Here is a 21,847-nt window from a genome sequence, read left to right as displayed (position 1 = left end):
CGACCGTCCCCGCCCCCGCGACGGGGTTACGGTCGGCGCCATGCGCGATCACGGAGACGGCGGCGGTGACCAGGACGCGGACGGCGAGCGCGATCGTCACGGGTGGCTGCGGTGCCTGCTCGCCGGCGCGGTGTTCGTCGTCTGCATGGCCGGCACCACGCTGCCGACCCCGCTCTACCCGCTCTACCAGCAGGAGTACGGCTTCTCCGAACTGACCGTCACCGTCGTCTACGCGGTCTACGCCTTCGGAGTCATCGGCGTGCTGCTCCTCGCCGGCAACGCCTCCGACACCGTCGGCAGGCGGCCGGCCCTGCTGTGGGGCCTCGGCTTCGCGGCGGCGAGCGCCGTGTGCTTCCTGCTCGCCGACGGCCTGACCTGGCTGTACGCCGGACGGCTCCTTTCCGGCCTGTCGGCGGGCCTGTTCACCGGCGCGGCCACCGCGTACGTCATGGAACTGGCCCCGCCCGGCGGCGCCTCCCGCGCGACGCTCGTGGCCACCGCCGCCAACATGGGCGGGCTCGGTTGCGGGCCGCTGCTCGCCGGCCTGCTCGCCGAGTACGCGCCCGAGCCGCTCCTCCTGCCCTTCGCCGTCCACCTCACCCTGGTCGCCGCCTCGGCACTCGTCCTGCTGAGGCTCCCGGAAACCGTGACCGACCGGCGACCGCTCTCGACCGTACGACCGCAGCGCCCCGCCCTGCCGCCCCAGGTCCGGGCCGTGTTCGTACCCGCGTCGATCGCCGCCTTCGTGGGATTCGCCCTGTTCGGGGTGTTCACCTCGGTCAGCCCGGCGTTCCTCGCCCGCTACCTCCACGTGGACAACCACGCCGTGAGCGGCCTCGTCGTCGCGGTCGCCTTCTTCGCCTCCACCGCGGGCCAACTCGCCGTCGGCCGCGTCGGCGTCGCCCGCTCCTTGCCGCTCGGCTGCGCCGTTCTCTTCACCGGCCTCGTCCTCCTCGCCGGGGCGCTGTACACCGACCAGCTCGCCCTGATCGTCCTCGCGGCCCTCGTCGGCGGCATCGGCCAGGGCCTCGCCTTCCGCGCCGCCCTGTCCGCCGTCGCCTGGGCGGCACCGGCCGACCGCCGGGCGGCGGTGATCTCCACGCTCTTCGTCGTCGCCTACACGGGCATCTCCATCCCGGTCATCGGCGTCGGCCTCCTCGCCGACCCCCTCGGCCTGGAAGGAGCGGGCCTCGTCTTCATCGCCTGCATGCTCGCCCTGATCGTCCCCGCCGCCGCCTACCTCCTCCGCCGCCCGATCCGCGAACCGGGCGACGCGCGACGGGACGAGCGGGCGTCCTAGGCACGGTCTTCGTAGCGAGGTCTCGGCCGTGCGGTGGAGACCTGTGTCGCCGCCTCAGAGCGGCGGCTCGCGGTCGTAACGGGGCCGTCTGTCGTGGACCACTCCGGGGAAGGAGCGGGACGATGGCGACCAGGTCTCTGAGGAAACACCCACCAACCCCGCGCATCACGCGAACGACCTCATCGCGTGCCCGTGGAACGGTGCGGCTGTCAGGCGGTCGGCCCAGTGCGGAGCCGCCGCACGTCCCGCACCAGCGTGTACGAAGCGCTGAGGAAGATCACGGCTCCAGCCACGAGCCAGAGGAACGTCGCCCCGGAACGGTACTCACGAACGGCAAGAACCAGCAGCATCGCGCTGGCAAGGACGCCGAAGGCCGAGATCAGAGCGCTGATGCGGTAGGTCACTCGAACATCATCAACGACAACCTCGGCCAGCGGAAGTGATCCACACGAACCTGCTCAGTCGCGCCCTGGTTCCTCCGCTTCGCCGCGCCGCCCGTGCGGCCGGCGTTGCTCCTCACGGCCCAGGCCGGGGGACTGGCGCTTGGCGCGCATGCCGTCGGCGTCGGGTTCCGCGTCGTCGTGGCGCTCGCGGACGGCTTCGTCGGCTTCCCGGCGTGCCGCGTCGTCGCCGCTCTCGCCCTTGGCCTGGGACGGCGTCGTGCGCGGCGGTGCGTCCGCGGGAAGGGTCCGCCGGCGCTCGTGCTGGGTCATGATCGTTCCTCTCCGCGATCGTCCGGACGTGAAACCGGTGAAACCGGCTCTCGAGGCGGCTGCCCCGTCGCCTCACCGGGAAACTCCCGGCGGCGGCGATCACGAGCGGTTCGACACCCTCCAGGGCCCGGCCGGCGGAGGAGAGCCATTCCCCGCCCGCCCGGGCCCCGTACCCGCTAGGCGGAGGCGGTGGACGGCCGGAGCACCAGCAGCGGTCCCTCGCGCCGCGCCACCATGGCGAACCCGAAGCGGTCGACCTCCAGACAGAGGTCGACGTCCCGCTCGTGGACGGCCCGGTGGTCCCCCCGCACGCCCGTGGCCAGCTCGCGTGCCGCGCGCGACTCCCGCGCGCGCCGTACGTACGGCTCCGCGTCGACGTCCCGCCCCGCGCGACGTCGCTCCGCGATGTACTCGGCGCAGGCGCGGTCCTCGTCGGCCAGGCCGTCCTCACCCGTGACGACGAAGGTGACCCGGTCGGTAACGCTCCGTAGCGCCGCGGCCGTCGCCCCGGCCACCACGAAGCTCGCACAGAGCACCAGGTCGGCCTCGGCGACCGCGAGCGCCCCGACGGTCCCCGCCGTCGTCTTCTGCACCACCGTGCGGCCGGTCAGATCGGCCGAGCCGATGTGCCCCGGCGAGTTCACGGCGTCGAAGCCCTCCGCCGGAGCGCCGTCCTTCAGCGCCAGCCAGCCCGGCCGGCCCGCCTTCAGAGCCAGCGCCTCGTCCACCGACGCGGCGAGCACGATGCGCTCCGCGCCGCGCGCGAAGGCCCACGCGGCCACGGTGAAGGCGCGCATCACGTCGACGACGACGGCCACACGGGGAACGTCCGTCAGCTCCGGTATGCCGAGGAGACGATGATCCGTCGCGCCGCCCTCCCCGGACCGCGGCACAGCCGTCTCACTCACCTGCGCCGTTCCCTCCGCCGTCGCCCGGCGCGTTCGGACTCGGCTTGCGGCCCGCGCGCTGCGCGCCGCGTACGAGTGCGCCCGCGGCCAGCGTCACGGTGGCCACCGCGCGCACCCACCGCGGGCCGCCGCGTGCGGCCCAGACCACGCAGCCGCAACCCGCGAGCGCGAGCACGAGGACACCGCTCAAGATCAGCACGACCATGCGTGCTCCCCCTCATCGCCGTTCAAGTTCCCTGGTCGCCGCCATTGTGACAGCCCGGCCCTGCCGCCCGGCCCCTGCCGCCGGGCCCCGCCCGGGCCGGGCAGCGCTGTCGCGGGCGGCCTCGCGGTGGCACGCTGAGAGGTGAAGGATCCGCTCCGATGAGAACCCCTCCGAAGCGAGCCCCGGGAGGATCCATGGGACGCGACGTCCCGGCGCTGACGTTCACCCGTGAAGACCGTCGCCGCTTCCGCGACCGGACGCACGTCTGTCTCGACGTCTTCGCCCGGCTGCTGCGCGAGTCACGCTTCGACGCCGAGCGGCCACGCGTGGGCCTGGAGATCGAGCTCAACCTGGTCGACGGGACCGCCCGGCCCGCCATGCGCAGCACGGAGGTGCTCGAGGCCATCGCCGATCCCGCGTGGTCGAGCGAGCTCGGCCGGTTCAACCTGGAGATCAACATCCCGCCCCGCCGGCTCACCGCCGGCGGCCCCGACACGTGGGAGAGCGAGATCCGTGACGCCCTGAACCACGCCGAGGCCAGGGCCGCCGCCATCGGCGCGCACCTGGTCATGATCGGTACCCTCCCGACCCTCGAACGCGAGGACGTGAACCGCGACGCCCTGTCCGAGAACCCGCGCTACCACCTCCTCAACGACCAGATCTTCGCCGCACGCGGCGAGGACCTCCTCATCGAGGTCGACGGCGTCGAACGGCTGCGGACCTACGCGGACACCATCACGCCGGAAGCGGCCTGCACCAGCACCCAGTTCCACCTCCAGGTCGCGCCCGAGGAGTTCGCCGCCCACTGGAACGCCGCCCAGGCCGTCGCCGGCGTCCAGGTCGCGCTCGCCGCGAACTCGCCCTTCCTGTTCGGCAAGGAACTGTGGAGCGAGACCCGCATCCCGCTGTTCGAGCAGGCCACCGACACCCGGCCGGACGAGATCAGGGTCCAGGGAGTACGGCCCCGCGTGTGGTTCGGCGAACGCTGGATCACCAGCGTCTTCGACCTCTTCGAGGAGAACACCCGCTACTTCCCGGCGCTCCTCCCGCTCTGCGACGACGAGGACCCCGAGGAGACCCTCGACCGCGGCGAGATCCCCCACCTCGCCGAACTCACCCTCCACAACGGCACGGTCTACCGCTGGAACCGCCCCGTCTACGCGGTCGTCGACGGCGTCCCGCACCTCCGCGTCGAGAACCGTGTGCTGCCCGCCGGACCGACCGTCGCCGACGTGATGTCGAACGGCGCCTTCTACTACGGCCTCGTCCGCGCCCTGGTCGACGAGGACCGGCCCGTATGGTCCCGCATGTCCTTCGCCGCCGCCGAGGAGAACCTCCACGCGGCGGCCCGACGCGGCATCGACGCCGAGCTCTTCTGGCCCGGCACCGGCCAGGTACCCGCCACCGAACTGGTCCTGCGCCGGCTCCTCCCGCTCGCCCACCGCGGCCTGGAGACGCTCGGCCTCGACGCGAGCTGGCGCGAGCCGCTCCTCGGCATCGTCGAACAGCGCTGCGTCAGCGCCCGCAACGGAGCCGTCTGGCAGGCGGAGGCCTTCCACCACCTCCACGACATCGCCCACCTGGACCGGCCGGCGGCCCTGCGCCGGATGACCCTCCAGTACATCGACTTCATGCATCTCAACGCCCCGGCCCACACCTGGCCGGTCGAATGACCGCCTACCGCCTACCGCCCGACTACCTGACGGCCTGCCTGCCTGTGTGCCTGTCCGCGCGTCTGTCTGTCCGCGCGTCCGCCTGACCGGCTGTCAGTGCAGGGTGGAACAGTGGGAACCCTCCGACGCCGGTACAGGACCGGGCGGCGGGCGCGAGAGGAGCAGGGGAGTTGGGGGACTACTTCGAGCGGGTCGTGGACCTGGAGGTCACGCAGGAGGAGGCCGCCGAGGCGGCGGCCCGGGCGATCGACTGGCTCGTCACCGAGGGCATCGTGACCCGCGAGACCGACGCGAGCCGCATGTACAGCATCCACGCGGACGAGGGCCACGTCCCCGGCCCCCGCTGGGCGGAGGCCGTCGTGCACGACGGCTGGGAACCGGGCCCGCTCGCCGTCGTCACCGGCCGCCACCACCACGTGGGCGGCCAGGGGGAGGACGACGCGGAGTACGCCGTCTGCCCGCACTGCGCCACGCGCACCACCTTCATCGACTACCCCGCCTCCTTCGAGCCCGACGAGGCCGTCTGGGCACCGTTCCGCACCGCCGTCGAGGCCTGGGAGGCGACGGGTGCCGGCGGGGCCGCCCGAGCCACGTGCGCCGCCTGCGGCACCGCGTCACCGGTCACCGACTGGCAGTGGCCCGACTACTACGCGCTCGGAGCCCTGACCTTCGAGTTCTGGGGGTGGCCGCCGCTCTCGGACGAGTTCGTCGCAGAACTCACCCGCCGTCTGGGCCACCGCACGGCCCGGCACATGGGCAAGTTCTGAGAGCCCGCCGCACCCGTCGTCCCGCGCTCTTCGGGCTCAGGCGACGTTCAGGCTCTCGCACAGCACTCGCGGAAGGTAGGTGGAGGTCGGCACCCGCACGGCCACGCAGTAGTCGTACAGCTCCGCGTGAGCGTCCTGCAGCTGGTGCATGTTGACGTAGACCGATTTCCCCTTCCGCTGCAGAAGCTTCTCGGCGATCTTCTGCGGCTTCCCGCCCTCGTACGTCTTCCAGCGCGATCCGCCCTGGTGGGCGCCCGCCTTCAGGAAGTACTCGTTGCCCTCCTTGAAAACCATCGGGCACCGCTCCTCCAGGCCCTCGTCGAAGGCGAAGAAGGAGTACTTGGCCAGGTGGCTCCGGCCCAGGTTCTCGTCCCCGGCCAGTGCCACGACCTGCTGCGGATCCGTGAGTTCGACCCAGGCCGTGCCGTCGAAGGGGGCCGGCGCGACATCGCGGGTCAGCGCGAGCATGTCCGTCAGATGACGGGCGACGACGGCCGACGCCGCCCCGTCCTTCAGCGCCTTCTTCAGCTTCCCGCCCAGACTGACCAGCCGGGAGAACTCCTGCTTCAGCCTCGCGGCTGCGGGCGGGACGAAGTACTTCCCGTCCACGTCGATCCCGTCCTTGTCCGCGCTGGGCTCCGCCCGGATGCTGGTGTTCGGCCCGAGGAACTGGTTGCCGCCCTGCCATTCGAAGAACGCCTCGCGCACCTCGTCGTAGCTCGTGCCGTTGACGACCTCCTCCTGGTGCTTGCGGTCGTCCAGCAACTTCTCGCGCAGCTGCCTCAGGTTGGTCTTCTCGGGCAGCCCGAGGCGCCGTGCCATGTCCCTGGTGATGACCGCCGGGACCGCCGAGATGAGCACCGCCGTCCTCTCCTCGGGGGCCAGACGGCTCAAGGCGTTCTTCAGCGCGGTGTGAGGGACGATGTGGTGGGCGGTGAGCTCCCAGCCGTTGTGCTCCTGACCGGTGTCGGCGTGCGGGTTCGTACTCCGGTCGTTCGCGCGCTGGACGGCGGCCTCCCGTCCCCCTCGGGCCCTCCGCGCATCCGAGGACACTGCGCTGCGGACCGGTGCCCTCGCCACCGTCGGCGCCGGTGCCGACATGACCCGCCGCGCGGTGGCGTCAGCCTCGCGCTCGAAGCGGTCGGAGGGGTCGGAGACGCGGAGTCCCGAGCCGTCGTCCGTCCCGGCGACCGGCCCCCGGCGCTGCTGGACGACGTGGGTCAGCTCGTGGGCGAGGGTCTGCCGGTCACCGCCGCCCGCGCCGATCACCACGTGACTGCCGGAGGTGTAGGCACGCGCGCCGACCTCGGCGGCGGATGCCCGGGCGGCACCGTCGTCGTGCACGCGCACGTCGGAGAAGTCCGCCCCGAGGCGGGCCTCCATGTCGGTACGGGTCTCCGCGTCCAGCGGCCTTCCGGGTGACCGCAGTACGTCGTGCACGGCGGATCGCTGGACCTCCGGCCCGTGGTCGCACCCCGGGCCGTGCCGGTGCGGCTCCTGGGCCGGGGGAAGAGCGGACCTGCGCAACATCTGCACGACGGCGTCGTTGCCCGCCGTGCCCTGCAGCCCGAGGAGACCGCGCCGGGCGGTCTCCGCGCGCCGGTCCCCGCGCTCCGGTACGGCGCCGGTGGACCGGACGCGGGCGCGCGGACGGAGTTGGTCATGGTCGTGGTCGCGCAAGGGAGGGCCTCTCCGAGTGCGAAGTTCCGTCCACTCCTGTGTACCTGGCGCTCCGTCGTGCGGGCGAGGTACGAAAGGGCAGACCGCACCGGCCGGAAGGGCAGACCTCACGGCCGGTACGGTCGGCCAACCGGCCAACCGGCCAACCGGCCAACCGGCCAACCGGCCAACCGGCCAACCGGCCAACCGGCCAACCGGCCAACCGGCCAACCGGCCAACCTGGCGTCCTGGCGTCCTGGCGGGCATCCCGCCGCCTCGGCGTCCCGCCGCTCCGCAGCCCCGGCGACCTGCCGGCGCGCCCGCCCCGCTCTTCAGGCCGCGCAAGGTGCGCGCAGCCCCTCCGCCCTCAGGCCGGCAGACCTCCCCGCGCGATGACGTCCGCGTACCAGAGGGCGCTGTCCTTGAACGTCCGGCGCTGGGTCGCGAAGTCGACGTGGACGATGCCGAACCGCTTGCTGTAGCCGTACGCCCATTCGAAGTTGTCGAGCAGGGACCACAGGAAGTAGCCGCGGACGTCCGCCCCGTCCTCGACCGCCCGGTGCACGGCCGCCAGGTGGGCGTGCAGATAGGCCACCCGCTCGGGGTCCTTCACCTGTCCCGACGGGTCGGCGTAGTCGTCGTACGCCGCGCCGTTCTCGGTGACGACCAGCGGCACGTGCGGCAGCTCGTCCCGCAGCCGGACGAGGAGCTCGTGCAGCCCGTCGGCGTCGACGGGCCAGTCCATGGCCGTCCGTGGGCCGGGGACGGGAACGAAGCGCACGTGCCGCTCCGCGCCCGCCCACGGCGAGGGCGACTCCGAGCTGCCGGCCGCGACCGCCGTGGGGGAGTAGTAGTTGATGCCGAGCGAGTCGACCGGCGCGGACGCCGTCCGCAGGTCCCCGTCCCGGACGAACGCCCAGTCGGTCACCGCCGCGGTGTCGGCGACGAGGTCCTGCGGGAGCCGGCCGTGGAAGACCGGGTCGAGGAAGATCCGGTTGCCGACGGCGTCGATCCGACGGGCCGCGTCGAGGTCCTCCGGCGCGTCGCTGTGGGCCCGGACCGCGTGGAGGTTGAGGGTGAGCGACACCTCGGCCGGACCGGGGAGCGCGGCGCGCAGCGCCTGTACGGCCAGGCCGTGGGCCAGGTTGAAGTGGTGGGCGGCACGCAGCGAGTCGACCGCGCTGGTGCGGCCGGGGGCGTGCACCCCGTTGCCGTAGCCGAGGAAGGCCGCGCACCAGGGCTCGTTGAGGGTGGTCCAGGTCGCGACGCGCTCGCCGAGGGCCTCGGCCGCGAGGCCCGCGTACTCGGCGAAGCGGTACGCGGTCTCCCGCTGCGGCCACCCGCCCGCGTCCTCCAGCTCCTGGGGCAGGTCCCAGTGGTACAGGGTCGCCACCGGCCGGATGCCGGCCTCCCGCAGTTCGTCGGTGAGCCGCCGGTAGAAGTCCAGGCCCTTCTGGACGGCGGGCCCCCGGCCGGTCGGCTGGATGCGCGGCCACGCGAGCGAGAAGCGGTAGTCGGTCACGCCGAGCCGTCGCATCAGCGCGACGTCCTCGCTCAGCCGGTGGTAGTGGTCGGCGGCGATGTCGCCGGTGTCGCCGTTGCGGACCTTGCCCGGCGTGCGGCTGAAGGTGTCCCAGATGGACGGGGTACGGCCGTCCTCGGCGGCGGCCCCCTCGATCTGGTACGCGGCGGTGGCGGTGCCCCAGCGGAACCCGGCCGGGAACCGGAGGGTCTCGGTGGTGTCGGGACGTGTCTCGAGCACGGTCATGAGCAGGGAACTCCCAGGATGGTGAGCGGATCGAGAAAGGAGGAGGAAGAGGAAGAGGCGGAGGAAGGGGCGGAGGAAGAGGCGAGGGCGCCGGGGTCAGCCCTTGACCGCGCCCTGCATGATCCCGCCGACGATCTGCCGGCCGAGCAGGCCGAAGACCAGCAGCACCGGCAGGGTGCCGAGCAGTGTGCCCGCCATGATCACGGACTGGTCGTTGACGTAACCGCCGCCGAGCTGCCGCAGGGCGACCTGGACGGTCGGCTCGGAGGAGGAGAGGGCGACGACGGGCCAGAAGAAGTCGTTCCAGGCGGCCATGAAGGTCAGCAGGCCGAGGACCGCCATGCCGGGCCGGGCGACGGGCACGACGATGGACCAGAAGATCCGCGCCGTGGACGCCCCGTCGACCCGGGCCGCCTCGATCAGTTCGTCCGGCAGCGACTGCATGAGGTACTGCCGCATGAAGAACACGCCGAAGGCGGAGACCAGTCCGGGCAGGATGACGGCCTGGAGCTGGTTGACCCACTGCAGCTCGGCGATGAGCATGAACAGCGGGATGACGCCCAGCTGCGGTGGGATCATCATCGTTCCGACGGTGATCGCCAGCAGGGCCCCGCGGCCGCGGAAGCGCAGCTTGGCGAAGGCGAACCCGGCGAGCGTGCAGCACAGCACCGTCCCCAAAGTGACGGACCCCGAGACGATGAGGGAGTTGAGCAGCGCCCTGCCGATGTCCGCCTCCTCCACCACCGCCTCGAAGTTCCGCAGCAGGTTCGGCCCGGGCAGCAGGGCCGGCGGCACCTGGGCGAGATCGGCGTTGGACCGGCTCGCCGCGACGACGGTCCAGTAGAACGGGAACGCCGAGACGAGCACGGCGACGACGAGGATCGCGTACGCGAGCTTCCCGCCCCGCATCGTGCGCCCGGCGCGCGAGCGGCGGCGGCGTGCGTTCCCGGTGGGGGCATCGGGAGCCGGACGGCTGACCGGCGGATCGGCGAGCGCGGTCATCGGCCGGCCTCCTTGCGTGAACGGCGCCGTGCGATCACGGCGTTGACGCCGACGACCAGCAGGATCAGCAGGAACATCACCCAGGCGATCGCGGCGGCCCGCCCGAGGTGGAAGAAGCCCCAGCCCTGCTCGTACAGATAGAGCCCGAGCGTCTGGTACTGGTGCGAGATGCCGCCGGAGACGGACCCCTCGAAGAGGAGCGGCTCGCCGAACAGCTGGGTCGCGCCGATCGTGGAGACGACGACGGTGAAGACGATGGTGGGCCGCAGTCCGGGCAGCGTGACGTGGAAGAACTGCCGCCACCGCGAGGCACCGTCCATCTCCGCGGCCTCGTACAGCTCGTGCGGGATGGACTGCATGCCCGCCAGGTAGATCAGCGCGTTGTAGCCGGTCCAGCGCCAGACGACGATGGACGAGACGGCGATCTGGGAGGCCGTCGTGCCGGTCTGCCAGTCGACCGGGCCGATCCCCACGAGCCCCAGGACGTAGTTGACCAGGCCGAAGTCACGGCCGAAGAGCTGCGCGAAGACGAGCGTGGCGGCGGCGACCGAGGTCGCGTACGGCAGCAGCATCGCGGTACGGAAGAAGGTCCGCCCGCGCAGCTTGTAGTTGAGCAGGTGCGCGAGGCCGAGAGCCATCACCAGCTGGGGCACGGTGGAGAGCACCCCGATGGTGAAGGTGTTGCGCAGCGAGGTCCAGAAGAACGTGTCGCCGAGCAGCGCGGTGTAGTTGCCGAGCCCGCGCCACTCCATGTCGCCGGGTGTCTGCAGCTCGACCCGGTACAGCGACACGAACGCCGTGTAGAGCAGCGGGAAGAGCCCGAAGGCGGCGAACAGGGTGAAGAAGGGGGCGATGTAGGCGTACGGGGAGACCTTCTGCCACGCGCGCCGTGCCGCGTGCGGCCGGCTCGGTGCCAGGGGTCTCGTGGGTGCGGTCAGGGTCACGATGCGGCCCTTCGGGAGGTGTCGGTGCCTGGAGGAGTGACGTCCGGGCCGGTCTGGCCGCGGGGCGGGCGTCCCGGCCCGGCCCGGAGGCGGTTGGTCGGCAGGGGGAGGACAGTCGGTGCGCAGGGGAGGAGCCGTTGGTCGGCGGGGAAAGGCAGCCGGTCGGCCGGAATCCGACTGGTGGCGGCCGCCGACCGGCGCCCAGCCGGCCCGTGCCGGTAGCCGCCGGTTTCGACGCCCGCCGGTGCCGTCAGCCGACCGGTGCCCGGCGGCCCGGTGCCGGCAGCCGACCGGTGCCGTCAGCCGACCGGTGCCCGGCGGCCCGGTGCCGGCAGCCCGCCGGTGCCGTCAGCCGACCGGCGCCCAGCCGCCCCGTCCCGGCAGCCCGCCGGTGCCGGTATCCGACCGTCCCGGCAGCCCGCCGCGTCTCGGTAACGGCCCGTGCCGCACAGCCCGTGGGCCGTGGGTACCCGTATCCGTCCCGGCAGCCCGCCGGTTCCGGTATCCGACCCGCCAGCCCGCCGGTGCCGGGCGGTCAGCCGATGGTGTTCTCCACGCCCTTCTTCGCGTTCGCCCAGGCCCGCTCGGGCGCCGTGCCCTTGCGTTCGACCTCGCCGAGGGCGTTGGTGATCTGCTGGGCGACGTTCTGGTCGTGCACGCCGAGGACCTGTACCGGGGCGGCCTGGGCGGCCTCGCCGAAGATCTTCCCGATCGGCGCGCCCGAGAAGTACGGGTCCGTCGCGCCGGAGATCTTCGCGATCGCGCCGGTGGCGGAGGGGAAGCTGCCCTGCTTCAGGAACAGCTTCGCCTGCTGCTCCGGCGCCGTGAGCCAGGTGATCAGCTCGTACGCCTCCTTCTTGTGCTTCGCGGCGCGCGGCACGGTGAGGTACGAGCCGCCCCAGTTGCCGGGTCCGCCGGGCAGCGCGGCGATGTCCCACTTGCCCTTGCCGGCCTCACCGGCCTGGCCCTTGATGTAGCCGAGCATCCAGGCGGGGCAGGGCAGGGTGGCGAAGGAACCGGCGGCGAAAGCCTGGTTCCACTGCGGCGACCACTGGTCGAGCTTGGCGCTCAGCCCGTCCTGCGCGGCCGTCACCGAGGTGTCCCAGGCTGTCTTGAGGGCCGGGTTGGTGTCCCAGATCAGCTTCCCGGAGGCGTCGTAGTAGCGCTCCTTCTGCTGGCCGATCATCACGGAGTAGAGGCTGCCGACGCTGTCGAGCCAGGCGCTCTTGGCGGGGGCCTTCGCCTTGTACTGCCGCCCGAGCTCCAGATAGCCGTCCCACGTCGACCACTTCCCGGCGAGTTCCTCGCGGTCGGTGGGCAGGCCCGCCTTCGCGAGGAGGTCGGTGCGGTAGCACATCGCCTCGGGGCCGACGTCGGTGCCGAGGCCGAGGACCTCGCCGTTCCTGCCGGTGGCTGCCGCCCACTTGGCCTCGGCGAACCCGCCCTTGAGCCGGTCGGCGCCGTGCTTGCGCAGGTCCTCGAACTTGTCGCTCTGCTGCTGGGCGACGGACGCGATCCGCCCCACCTCGACGGCCTGGACGTCGGCGAGACCGCCACCGCCGGCCAGCCGGGTCTGCAGCGACTTCCAGTAGTCGGCCTCGTCCTCTGTGTCGGTCTGCTTGATGGTGACGCCGGGGTGGAGCTTCTCGTACTCGGCGTAGAGCCCGGCCTCCTTGTAGCCGAAGGAACCGAACAGGTCCACGGTGATCGTGACCTCTCCACCAGCGCTGTCGGAGGCACCCTCCGTCGAACCCCCGCAGGCGGCGAGCAGGGCACCTGCGAGAGCGACCGCCCCCAGACGGACGGCGGCTCTCCTGGCGGCTCGGGCAGTGGGCATGGGAAGCCTCCCTTGGCTCCGGATCGAACGAGAACGCGTGATTGAGAGCGCTCTCAACATGCGAGGGGAGCGTGCCCGCGCCGCGGCTGTTCCGTCAAGACTCGAAGACGTAACGGGCCGGAATCGGCCTCAACTTCCAGTGCTGCGCCATGTATTGACACTCGTGTTTCGGGAGTCTTACGTTTCCGGCGACCTGAGAGCGCTCTCGGATACGAGTAGCGGACACGACCCACCGCCTCTCGTACGGCCGATCGACCCGGCGCCCCACCCCCACAGCCCCACCGAACCGCCCCACCCGCACCACCGCACCAACACCCCGCCCCCCACCCCCGAGCCGCAGCACCTCCCACGCTCCGCCCCGCCCTCGCCGTACGGCCCATGAGCGCTCGCGCCGCACGGCCGACGAGCCGCCCTGTCCATCGTGATGACACGAGGTGTTCCCCATGGCAGTCCCCCACCCGCGCCCAGCCGCCGCGCTGGTCCTCGCCGCCGCCCTGGCAGCGGCCGGACTGGGACCGGCCGCGACCCCCGCCGCGGCCGCCACCGTCCCGGTGGGCGCCGGAAGTTACTCCGACACCCGGCCCGCCGGAACCTCCGGCCCCACCACCAACACCGGCACGCCCGTCACCCCCAAGGTCACACCCGCCGCCCAGGGCAAGCCGGTGCCCACCAACGACTGGTGGTCCTCGCTCGCCTTCCAGCGCTACGGCGACAACCCGTACTCCACACCCATGTACGGCCACCCGCTCACCTACCAGGCCACCGCCGGCGGCCTCGACGTCGGCTACCCCACGAGCCCCGCGATCGTCGGCGAGGGCCGCCAGTACGAGTTCGCCCACAAGCGCGACCTCACCCTCGGCCTGACCGGCCTCAACTCACCCGACACCAAGGCGGACGCCTGGTCCGACTGGACCGTCACCCCCTACTGGTCCGACGGCACCCGCACCCTGCGGACCACCATCGGCCACGGCAGCCCGTTCGTGTACGCCCAGGGAAGCGGCGGCAACGCCCAGATCACCACCGCGAGCACGCCCACCGTCTTCGCCGACCAGGGCAACGTCCTCGGCATCACCGTCGCCGGCCACCACTACGCCCTGTTCGCGCCGACCGGCACCGACTGGAACGTCTCCGGCACCACCGTCAGCACCGCACTCGGCGGCAAGAACTACTTCTCCCTCGCCGTCCTGCCGTCCACCGACGCCCTCGCGACCTTCAAGAAGTACGCCTTCAGCTTCGTCACCGGGTCCCGGGTCGACTGGAGCACCACCGGCGGCACCGTCCGCGCCACCTACACCCTCACCACCGAGGCCAGGGAGGGCACCGAACGCGGCACCCTCCAGGCCCTCTACCGGCACCAGTGGCTGCACACCACGGACGCCCTCACCCCGTACACGTACGTCTCGCCGCGCGGCACCATGAAGGTCCGCGAGTCGGCCTCCTTCACCACCGTCCAGAAGGCGGCGCCGGTCCTGCCCGGTCTGCCCCGCACCGCCGATGTCGACACCGCCGCGCTGCGCGCCCGGCTGAACGAGGCCGCCTACGCCTCCGACCCGTTCTCCGGAGCCGTGGACACGTACTGGACCGGCAAGGCGCTCGGCAAGCTCGCCCAGCTCGTCCCGCTCGCCGACCAGATCGGTGAGACGGCCATCCGCGACCGGCTCCTCTCCCTCCTCAAGGGCCGGCTCCAGGACTGGTTCACCGCGGGCGGCGCGAACGAGTTCTCGTACGACCCGGCGTGGAAGACCCTCACCGGCTACCCCGCCTCGTACGGCAGCGACACCGAGCTCAACGACCACCACTTCCACTACGGCTACTACGTGTACGCCGCCGCGATCGTCGCCCAGTACGACCAGGCCTGGGCCGCCGACTCCGCCTGGGGCGGCATGGTGAGGACCCTCGTCCGCGACACCGCCAACCCCGCGCGCACCGACGGCGCCTTCCCCTTCCTGCGCGGCTTCGACGTCTACGCCGGCCACAGCTGGGCCTCCGGACACCAGGGCTTCGCCGCCGGCAACAACCAGGAGTCGTCCTCGGAGTCGACCAACCTGAGCGCCGCCCTCGTCCTCTGGGGCTCGGCCACCGGCGACACGGCGCTGCGCGACCTCGGCAGCTATCTGCTCGCCACCGAGGGCGAGGCGATCGCCCAGTACTGGTTCGACGCCGACCAGCAGGTCTTCCCCGCCTCCTTCGGTCACGACACCGCCGGCATGGTGTGGGGCAGCGGTGCCGCCTACGCCACCTGGTGGACCGCGAACCCCGAGGAGATCCACGGCATCAACGTGCTCCCGGTGACCGGCGGATCACTCCAACTCGGCGGGCACAAGGAGGCGATCCGCCGCAACATCGCCGAGATGGAACGCGAGAACGGCGGTGCGGCGGTCGAGTGGCGCGACATCCTCTGGGAGTTCCAGTCGCTCGCCGACCCCGCGGCGGCGAAGACGAAGTGGGACGCGGGCAACGGCGGGTACACCCCGGAAGCCGGCGAGTCCAAGGCCCACACCTACCACTGGATCACCACCCTCGCCGCCCTCGGCGCCCCCGACACCTCGGTGACCGGCGACATCCCGACCTCGGCCGTCTTCACCAAGGCAGGCGTCCGCACCTACGTGGCCCACAACCACGGCTCATCCGCCCGCACGGTCACCTTCTCCGACGGCAAGACCCTGACCGTGCCCGCGCGGTCCACCGCCACCGGGACCGGCACGGGCACCGACCCGGGCCCGGACCCGAAGCCGTCGACCGGCAACACCTTCCGCCTCCGCTCCGGTGGCGTCCTCACCACCGCCACCGGCGGCACTCCCGGCAGCGACACCATCCCGTCGGCGGGCGGCACCAACCACGACGGCACGCCGTACAAGCCGCTCGTCTACGAGGTCCGCGGCGTCAACGGCACGCTCCGGTCGGGCGGCACGACCGCCTTCCGCCTCCCGGTGGACGCGGGCACCGCCGTCGGACTCGGCCAGCAGGTCCGGATCAGCTACGACCTGACCGGCGACGGCACCTTCGACCGCACCGAGACGTACCACTACTTCGCCACCGACCCGGTCCAGGGCTGGGAGGAGTACAACCAGACCCGCGGCCTCCGGGCCGCCACCGGCGGCCTGGGTAACCTGACGAACGGCACCGTACGCCTGGAGGTGTGGAGCGCGATCGGCAACGCCGACTCCCGCCTCCAGACGGGCACGGACACGGCCGTCGTGGTCATCCCGTACGACTGACGCGGCCGGCACGTACAGGCCGTCGGGGGGGGGGGGGGGCCCAACCCCCCCCCCCCCCCCCGCCGGGGCGGGGGGGGGGGGGCCCGCCGCGGGGGGGGGGCCCCCCCCCCCCCCGGGGGGGGGCGGCCCCCCCCCCCCGGGCGGGGCCCCCCCCCCCCGGGGGGGGGGGGGGCGCGGCCCCCCCCCCCCCCCCCCCCCGACGGCGCGGTACGGGTTCCGGCGAGCCGGCCGAGGGGCGGCTCCGCAGCCGTCCCCGGCGGTCAGGCGAACGACGGCCACCGGTCGGCGGCCCACTCCCGCCAGGTCGGCCACCCGGGAGGCGGACCGTCGGCCGTGCGGCCGTCGAGTTCCGCCGTGTCGGGCTCCTCGAAGTACGCCCGCCCCTCCAGGATGTCCGCCTCGGTCATCGGGAACGTCCCTTCCGGGGCGGTTGCCCAGCGACGGGCGATCCGGGCACGCTGGACCCCATCGCTCACGGGCAGGTAGACCATGCGGAAGTCCGCGTCCTCGGCCTCCACCAGCCAGCGGATCGCGGACCGTTCGGCCCGGGACCAACAACCGAAGTCCACCACTACGTCGGTGCCCAGCCTCACCGCCTCGAGGGCGAGCCAGAGCATGCGTCCCTCCAGCACGTCGCGCTTCCCGTCCGCTTCCGGCACACCGAACAGCGGGATCATCCAGTCGTCGGGCGTCAGGCGCAGCGCGCCGTGCTCCGCGGCGAGCCGGCGCGCACGCGTGGTCTTGCCGGCCCCGGGCAGGCCGACCATCAGGAACAACGTGGTCACGACCGGATCGTGTCAGGGCCGCACGCGGATGACCACCCCGTTCTCCGCCGCGTCACGGCCGGAGCCAGGAGGCGAACGAGGGCACGGTGACGATGCTGTGGCTGATCGGCCGGAGACGGGAACCAGGACGTCTCTTCCGGATCTCGGCCGCGTCCGCGTCCTGTCCGGCCCTGATCCCGAAGAAGCGGTCTAACCCCGGCCGGCGTCCGTGCCTGCCGGAGCCGCCTGGGCTGCCTCGGGGCCCGGGCACGTCGGGAGCGCCGGGGACGTCGTCTCGCGCCACAGGCGGTGGCAGGAGAGGAGGGCCGCCGTGAGGAGCAGGCTGTTCCGGACGACCATCAGCGTGTTGCCCAGGGCCGTCCCCTGCATGACCTCCAGGTAGTGGACCGGGAAGGCGAGCGCCGTCACGGCCGTCGCGGCCAGCAGCACCCACGCCACCGGGCGCTGGGTGGTGAACCGGGAGGTCAGGCAGACCGCCGCGAGTCCGAGCAGCCAGACCATGTACTGCGGGCTGATCACCCTGCTCGTGACGGTGAACAGCAGCACCGCCGCGAGGGCCGCGTCGAACGGCGTCGCCTCCGTCCACCGCGACGCCCGGCCCCGCCAGAACATCAGCCAGCCGAACGCGGCGGCCGTCAGGAGCAGCGACAGCTGGGCCACGGTCCCCACGTGGGGGCCGGCGAACTCCAGGGCGCCGTACCGGGCCTCGACGCCGATCGGCGCTCCCGACGCCCGCATCAGCGCCAGCACCGTGCCGCCCAGGGACTCGATCTGCACACCGCGGGCGCCCTGCTGCTGGAGGAAGTCGAAGGTGTGCCGGAAGGCGAGGGCGAGGACGGCGAGCAGCGCCGCCGCTGTCACGGCCGCGGACCGCCAGGCGTCCCTGCCGCTCCGGCCGCGTTCCAGGCCCAGCAGCGTCAGCAGCGGCCACACCTTGACCAGGGCCCCGAGCGCGGCGAGCGCCCCGCCCAGGCGCGGGTTGCGCCGGCTGCTCAGCAGCGCGAGGACGGCGAGGGCCGTCACCTGGATGTCGAACCGGCCGTGCGGCACGTTCAGCAGCAGCGGCAGACCGGCCGTCCACAGCCAGGCCCCCGCGGGCCGCCGGCCCGGGCGGGCCAGCGCCAGCGCGACCAGCGCGTCCGCGACGAAGGTGAGGACGAGGAAGGCCGCGAAGTAGTCCAGGAACGGCAGGGCCTCGGGGGACAGGAACAGCAGGCCCGCGCCCGGCGGGTACTGCCACGTGACGTCGTCGACCGGGAAGGAGCCGTCCGCCAGTTGCATCGCCCAGCGCGGGTAGAGGAACTCCACCTCGTCGTTGACGTTCCTGACGCCGATGCCGTCCTGCACCAGCAGGTACAGCATGCCGAGCCGGGTCAGGACCCAGACCGGCACGAGCGCGAAGGCCGGGCTGCGCGGCGACCGCACGGCGTCCACGTGGTGGGCCGCCCGGACGAGGACCCGCGCGGCGGCGCTGCGGCCGGGGACGACATTCTGCTGCGTCATGGCCCGGAATGTAGACCGGACCGGCAGCCGTGCCGGTCAGCGAACCGCGCGTCCGCCGTCCCGTCCCCCGTGAGGCGGGTGCCGTGGGACCCAGGTGGCCCCGTCCGCGCCAACCGCAGCGCAGGCACTCGGGCCGGCCCTCGGACCGACGCGCGGAGGGACCCAGGTGGCCCCGTCCGCGCCAACCGGAGCCCAGGCACTCGGGCCGGCCTCAGGCGGACGCGCGCCGGACCAGACTCGTCGAGGTGATCACGGACGCCGACGCCGCGTCGGCCGCCCCGTCGAGCACCCGCATCAGCAGCCTGACCATGAGCCGGCCCATGCCCTCGATGTCCTGCCGCACCGTGGTCAGCGCCGGATCGGTGTCACGGACCACCGAGTCCATGTCGTCGAAGCCGACGACCGCGATGTCCTCCGGCACCCGGATCCCGCGCTGCCGCAGGACCTGCAGCGCACCCGCGGCCATCAGATCGTTCGCGGCGAAGACGGCGTCGACGTCCGGCCGCCGGTCGAGCAGTCCGGCCATCGCGCGCGCCCCGCTCTCCCGGGTGAAATCGCCCTGACACAGCAGCTCGGGATCGGCGTCGACCAGCACGTCGTGATAGCCGGCGATCCGGTCGAGCGCGGAGGTCTGGTCGCGCGGCCCCGCCAGGTGCGCGATCGCGTGGCGCCCCAGGTCCACCAGGTGCCGTACCGCCTCCCGCGCCCCGCCCCGGTTGTCGCAGTCGACGTACGGCACGGCCGGGTTCGAGCCCACCGCCGGGCGGCCGCCGAACACCGCCGGGACCCTGCTCCGCGCGATCAGCGCGGGCAGCCGGTCGTCGCTGTGCAGCGAGAAGGCCAGCGCCCCGTCCACATGGCCGCCGTCCAGATAGCGCGCGATCCGCCCGTGGTCGCCCGGCCCCTCCACCCAGAGCAGCACCAGCTGCGCGTCATGGGCGGTCAGCTCCCGGCTGATGCCCCGTACCTGCTGCTCGAAGAACGGGTCGGAGAAGATCCGGAACTCCGGCTCAGCGATGATCACGGCGACCGCGCCATGACGCCGCGTCACGAGCGAACGGGCCGCGTGGTTCGGGACGTAACCCAGCTCCTCGACCGCGTCGCGCACCTTGTCCACCAGCGCCTGCCGCACCCCCGCGCCGCCGTTGACGACCCGCGAGACCGTCGCCCGCGACACGCCGGCACGCGCCGCGACGGCTTCCAGCGTGGGGCGGGACGACCCCGTGGTCTGCTCGGGCAAGCCAGGCACTCCGTGTTCCCCTGTTCTGCTCCGCGGCCGACGCCGCACCGCCGGTCCGACGCCGATCAGGATAGACGCTGCGAGCGGCATGCTGAGAGCGCTCCCAGAGCCGCAACGGGCATGCGCCCGGCGCGTACTCCGATCGGTTGCAGACTGTGACGGACGGCGCCACGACGGGAACGGCTGCATGCGTACGACGCCACGCCCGGTCGCCGGCCGCTCGGCTGCCCACCTCGTCGCCGGACCATACGCAGGAGGAAGACCCGTATGACCTCCGCCTCCGAGGACTCGAGCGCCGACCGCGGCACGGACGTGGACCCCGGCGTGGGCACCGGCGCAGGCATCGGCACTGGAGCGGGCAATGGCGCGGGCACCGGCGCAGGCGCCGGCACCGGCACCGGCGGGAGCGCCGACCCCGCGTCGGATCCCGTGCTCGACCGGCTGCTGCGTCACGGGATCCTCCACATCGCCGAGCCGATCACCGACCGGACCGCCGAACGCGTCACCGCCGCACTCCTGCTCCTCGCCGCCGAGACCGACCGCCCGGTCACGCTCTACATCAGCTCGCCGGGCGGGTCCGTACCCGCCGGCATGGCGATCTACGACGTCATGCGGCACATCGGAAACGACGTCGTCACCATCGGCCTCGGCTACTGCGCCTCCATGGCCCAGTTCCTCGTCTCCGCCGGTACGCCCGGCAAGCGCTACGCCCTCCCCAACGCCCGGATGATGCTGCACCTGCCGAGCTTCGCGCAGGCCCCGACCGGCACGGCCGAGGCCGGCCGGCACGAGGAACTGCGCCACAGCAGGGACCGTGTCGCCGAGCTGATCGCGGACTTCACCCACCGCGAGGTCGGCCAGGTGGTACGGGACTTCGCCGACGACCGCTGGCTCACTCCCGAGGAGGCCCTGGCGTACGGCCTCATCGACCGCGTCCTGGACGCGGCGCCGCACGAGCCCTGAGCGGGGGGGGCATGCGTCGCGCGGCGCCCTCGCCGTGCGACGGCCCGCGTCGTGCCGCGGTCAGCCGAAGTCGGGGATGGGGTGGTTCGGGGCGAGTGCGGCGGCGATGCGCTGGGCGATGAGGTGAGCTGAGTGGCTGTCCTGCGCGCCGGGGCCGTTCGTCGTCGAGACGGCGATGGCCAGCCGCTCGGCCGGGAGGTACGCCTGGGAGGCGGAGTAGCCGAAGAAGAGGGGGTGCTGGGCGATCCAGTCGCCGAGGACGAGCAGGCCCATGCCGTAGTGCGTGGCCTTGGTGTTCGCGATGCACACCGTCGCCGGACACGTGGCGGTGGGCCGGCCCAGGCCCACCGTGCCCGGGTTCAGCAGCTCCTGGTAGGAGGCGGGGGAGAGCAGCTCGCCCGAGCCGATGCCGACGGCCGAGCGCTCCAGGTCGCAGATGTCGGTGGTCTCCACGGCTCCGGGGGCGGTGGTCCACGAGGGGTTCCAGAAGGTGGACTCCTCGTAGGTCCCGCGGTCGGCGGTGAAGGCGTGCAGGACGGGCTCGGGGATCTCGGGCGTGAAGCTGTTGCGCGTCTCGCGCAGCCCGAGCGGCCGCAGGACCTCCCGCCGCAGCAGGACGTCGAGACGGGTTCCGGTGATCTTCTCCAGGGCGGCGCCGAGGAGGACGAAGTTGGCGTGCGAGTAGCTCCAGTTGGTGCCTGGCTCGTACCACCGCTGCTTGTCGGTCGAGAGCTTCACCAGCTCCTTGGCCGTCCACTGGCGGAACGGGTCGGCGGAGATGGCGTTCTGGAACGCGGGCAGGCGGACGTAGTCGACGAGACCGGTGGTGGAGGCGCCCAGCATGCGCAAGGTGATCCGCTCGCCGTGCGGGAGGCCGGGCAGCCAGCGTGCGACGGGGTCGTCGAGACCGACCTTGCCCTGGTCGACAAGCCGCAGCAGCGCCGTACCCATGTAGCTGATGGCGATGTTGCCGTTCCGGAAGTGCATGGCGGGCTCCGCCGGAACACCCGTCATCGACTCGCCGAGCGCGGTGGTGACGACCTCGCGCCCGTCCACGGTGACCCGCAGGATCACGGACTTGAGGCCCATGTCCTTCTTGGCCCGCTCGGCGGTCCGCAGGATGTCGCGGGCCGGTCCGTGTTCGGGCAGCCGCGAACCGACGCAGGGCCGGTCGTGCCTCCCGTCGCCGGACGCGCCGACCTCGGCGGTGGCAGGGGCGCCGAGGGCAGCGAGGGCGAGGAGCGCGGTGGCGGCGGTGACCGCGGCAAGGCGTGACGTGATGCGAGCGGGTCTCATGGCCGGAGTATCGACCGCGAGCGTTTCCCGCCCCGGCCTACGGCCCTCGACCCGCGCGAACATCAC

18 protein-coding genes and 2 pseudogenes are annotated in these 21,847 nt (G+C 72.8%); 7 read left to right on the top strand and 13 right to left on the bottom strand.

Features of this window, described 5'->3' with window-relative positions; all coding sequences use genetic code 11:
• The first annotated feature begins 40 nt into the window (after positions 1-40).
• Positions 41-1,300, top strand: a complete 1,260-nt coding sequence (locus ACFY8W_RS24135) for an MFS transporter (protein ID WP_391108756.1) — start codon at positions 41-43, stop codon at positions 1,298-1,300.
• Positions 1,301-1,509: 209 nt separating this feature from the next.
• Here the strand turns inward: ACFY8W_RS24135 and ACFY8W_RS24130 are convergent, their stop codons facing one another.
• The 4 genes from ACFY8W_RS24130 to ACFY8W_RS24115 form a co-directional block, all read right to left on the bottom strand.
• The gene (locus ACFY8W_RS24130) at positions 1,510-1,704 is read right to left on the bottom strand and encodes a hypothetical protein (RefSeq protein WP_391108753.1); all 195 of its coding nucleotides are present in this window, start codon (positions 1,702-1,704) and stop codon (positions 1,510-1,512) included.
• 54 nt (positions 1,705-1,758) lie between these two features.
• Positions 1,759-2,013 (bottom strand): hypothetical protein, encoded by a 255-nt coding sequence (locus ACFY8W_RS24125; protein WP_391108751.1) that lies wholly within the window; start codon positions 2,011-2,013, stop codon positions 1,759-1,761.
• A 176-nt stretch (positions 2,014-2,189) separates the two neighbouring features.
• Positions 2,190-2,921 carry a 2-phosphosulfolactate phosphatase gene (locus ACFY8W_RS24120; protein ID WP_391108748.1) on the bottom strand — a complete coding sequence of 244 codons (732 nt, stop codon included), beginning with the start codon at positions 2,919-2,921 and terminating at the stop codon, positions 2,190-2,192.
• Positions 2,914-3,126 (bottom strand): hypothetical protein, encoded by a 213-nt coding sequence (locus tag ACFY8W_RS24115; RefSeq protein WP_391108745.1) that lies wholly within the window; start codon positions 3,124-3,126, stop codon positions 2,914-2,916. The genes ACFY8W_RS24120 and ACFY8W_RS24115 overlap by 8 nt, the downstream gene beginning before the upstream one ends.
• A gap of 194 nt (positions 3,127-3,320) precedes the next feature.
• Here ACFY8W_RS24115 and ACFY8W_RS24110 point away from each other — a divergent pair, with 194 nt between their 5' ends.
• Together ACFY8W_RS24110 and ACFY8W_RS24105 are read left to right on the top strand one after the other, a co-directional pair.
• Positions 3,321-4,799, top strand: a complete 1,479-nt coding sequence (locus ACFY8W_RS24110) for a glutamate-cysteine ligase family protein (protein ID WP_391108742.1) — start codon at positions 3,321-3,323, stop codon at positions 4,797-4,799.
• A gap of 170 nt (positions 4,800-4,969) precedes the next feature.
• The gene (locus tag ACFY8W_RS24105; protein WP_391108739.1) at positions 4,970-5,566 is read left to right on the top strand and encodes a hypothetical protein; all 597 of its coding nucleotides are present in this window, start codon (positions 4,970-4,972) and stop codon (positions 5,564-5,566) included.
• Positions 5,567-5,602: 36 nt separating this feature from the next.
• Here the strand turns inward: ACFY8W_RS24105 and ACFY8W_RS24100 are convergent, their stop codons facing one another.
• On the bottom strand, positions 5,603-7,246 hold the full coding sequence (locus tag ACFY8W_RS24100) for a DUF4157 domain-containing protein (RefSeq protein WP_391108736.1): 1,644 nt from the start codon (positions 7,244-7,246) through the stop codon (positions 5,603-5,605).
• Here ACFY8W_RS24100 and ACFY8W_RS24095 point away from each other — a divergent pair.
• Together ACFY8W_RS24095 and ACFY8W_RS24090 are read left to right on the top strand one after the other, a co-directional pair.
• Positions 7,229-7,447, top strand: a pseudogene (locus ACFY8W_RS24095) (PT domain-containing protein); the annotation flags it as partial. The gene ACFY8W_RS24100 and the pseudogene ACFY8W_RS24095 overlap by 18 nt on opposite strands.
• Positions 7,384-7,707, top strand: a pseudogene (locus tag ACFY8W_RS24090) (PT domain-containing protein); the annotation flags it as partial. The pseudogenes ACFY8W_RS24095 and ACFY8W_RS24090, both read left to right, overlap by 64 nt.
• Here the strand turns inward: ACFY8W_RS24090 and ACFY8W_RS24085 are convergent.
• The 4 genes from ACFY8W_RS24085 to ACFY8W_RS24070 all read right to left on the bottom strand — a co-directional run bounded on the left by ACFY8W_RS24085 (position 7,593) and on the right by ACFY8W_RS24070 (position 12,776).
• Positions 7,593-8,993 carry a GH1 family beta-glucosidase gene (locus ACFY8W_RS24085; protein ID WP_391108732.1) on the bottom strand — a complete coding sequence of 467 codons (1,401 nt, stop codon included), beginning with the start codon at positions 8,991-8,993 and terminating at the stop codon, positions 7,593-7,595. The pseudogene ACFY8W_RS24090 and the gene ACFY8W_RS24085 sit on opposite strands and share 115 nt — an antisense overlap.
• A gap of 96 nt (positions 8,994-9,089) precedes the next feature.
• Complete coding sequence (locus ACFY8W_RS24080) at positions 9,090-9,995, bottom strand: ABC transporter permease subunit (RefSeq protein ID WP_391108729.1); 906 nt, start codon at positions 9,993-9,995, stop codon at positions 9,090-9,092.
• A complete protein-coding gene (locus ACFY8W_RS24075) occupies positions 9,992-10,939 on the bottom strand; it encodes an ABC transporter permease subunit (protein ID WP_391108726.1) in 948 nt (315 codons plus the stop codon). The genes ACFY8W_RS24080 and ACFY8W_RS24075 overlap by 4 nt, the downstream gene beginning before the upstream one ends.
• A gap of 535 nt (positions 10,940-11,474) precedes the next feature.
• Complete coding sequence (locus tag ACFY8W_RS24070; RefSeq protein ID WP_391108723.1) at positions 11,475-12,776, bottom strand: extracellular solute-binding protein; 1,302 nt, start codon at positions 12,774-12,776, stop codon at positions 11,475-11,477.
• 443 nt (positions 12,777-13,219) lie between these two features.
• Between ACFY8W_RS24070 and ACFY8W_RS24065 the strand changes: the two genes are divergently transcribed.
• A complete protein-coding gene (locus ACFY8W_RS24065; RefSeq protein ID WP_391108720.1) occupies positions 13,220-15,994 on the top strand; it encodes a glycosyl hydrolase in 2,775 nt (924 codons plus the stop codon).
• 260 nt (positions 15,995-16,254) lie between these two features.
• On the opposite strand, the gene ACFY8W_RS24060 is transcribed toward ACFY8W_RS24065, so the two are convergent.
• The 3 genes from ACFY8W_RS24060 to ACFY8W_RS24050 form a co-directional block, all read right to left on the bottom strand.
• Positions 16,255-16,779, bottom strand: a complete 525-nt coding sequence (locus ACFY8W_RS24060) for an AAA family ATPase (RefSeq protein ID WP_391108717.1) — start codon at positions 16,777-16,779, stop codon at positions 16,255-16,257.
• A 189-nt stretch (positions 16,780-16,968) separates the two neighbouring features.
• Positions 16,969-18,282 (bottom strand): glycosyltransferase 87 family protein, encoded by a 1,314-nt coding sequence (locus tag ACFY8W_RS24055; RefSeq protein ID WP_391108714.1) that lies wholly within the window; start codon positions 18,280-18,282, stop codon positions 16,969-16,971.
• A 211-nt stretch (positions 18,283-18,493) separates the two neighbouring features.
• Entirely contained in the window at positions 18,494-19,522 is a 1,029-nt protein-coding gene (locus ACFY8W_RS24050; RefSeq protein WP_391108712.1) for a substrate-binding domain-containing protein, read from the bottom strand.
• Positions 19,523-19,789: 267 nt separating this feature from the next.
• On the opposite strand from ACFY8W_RS24050, the gene ACFY8W_RS24045 reads away from it, so the two are divergent.
• Positions 19,790-20,485: an ATP-dependent Clp protease proteolytic subunit gene (locus ACFY8W_RS24045; protein ID WP_391108710.1), complete on the top strand. Its 696-nt coding sequence runs from the start codon at positions 19,790-19,792 to the stop codon at positions 20,483-20,485.
• Between the two features lie 60 nt (positions 20,486-20,545).
• Here the strand turns inward: ACFY8W_RS24045 and ACFY8W_RS24040 are convergent, their stop codons facing one another.
• Positions 20,546-21,781 carry a serine hydrolase gene (locus ACFY8W_RS24040; protein WP_391108707.1) on the bottom strand — a complete coding sequence of 412 codons (1,236 nt, stop codon included), beginning with the start codon at positions 21,779-21,781 and terminating at the stop codon, positions 20,546-20,548.
• Positions 21,782-21,847: the final 66 nt, after the last annotated feature.

Origin of the sequence: Streptomyces sp. NPDC012637 (genome assembly GCF_042954805.1) — a bacterium.
Classification (GTDB): Bacteria; Actinomycetota; Actinomycetes; order Streptomycetales; family Streptomycetaceae; genus Streptomyces.
Note: the sequence above shows the minus strand (reverse complement) of the source record. Positions and strands in the feature narration are given on the sequence as shown.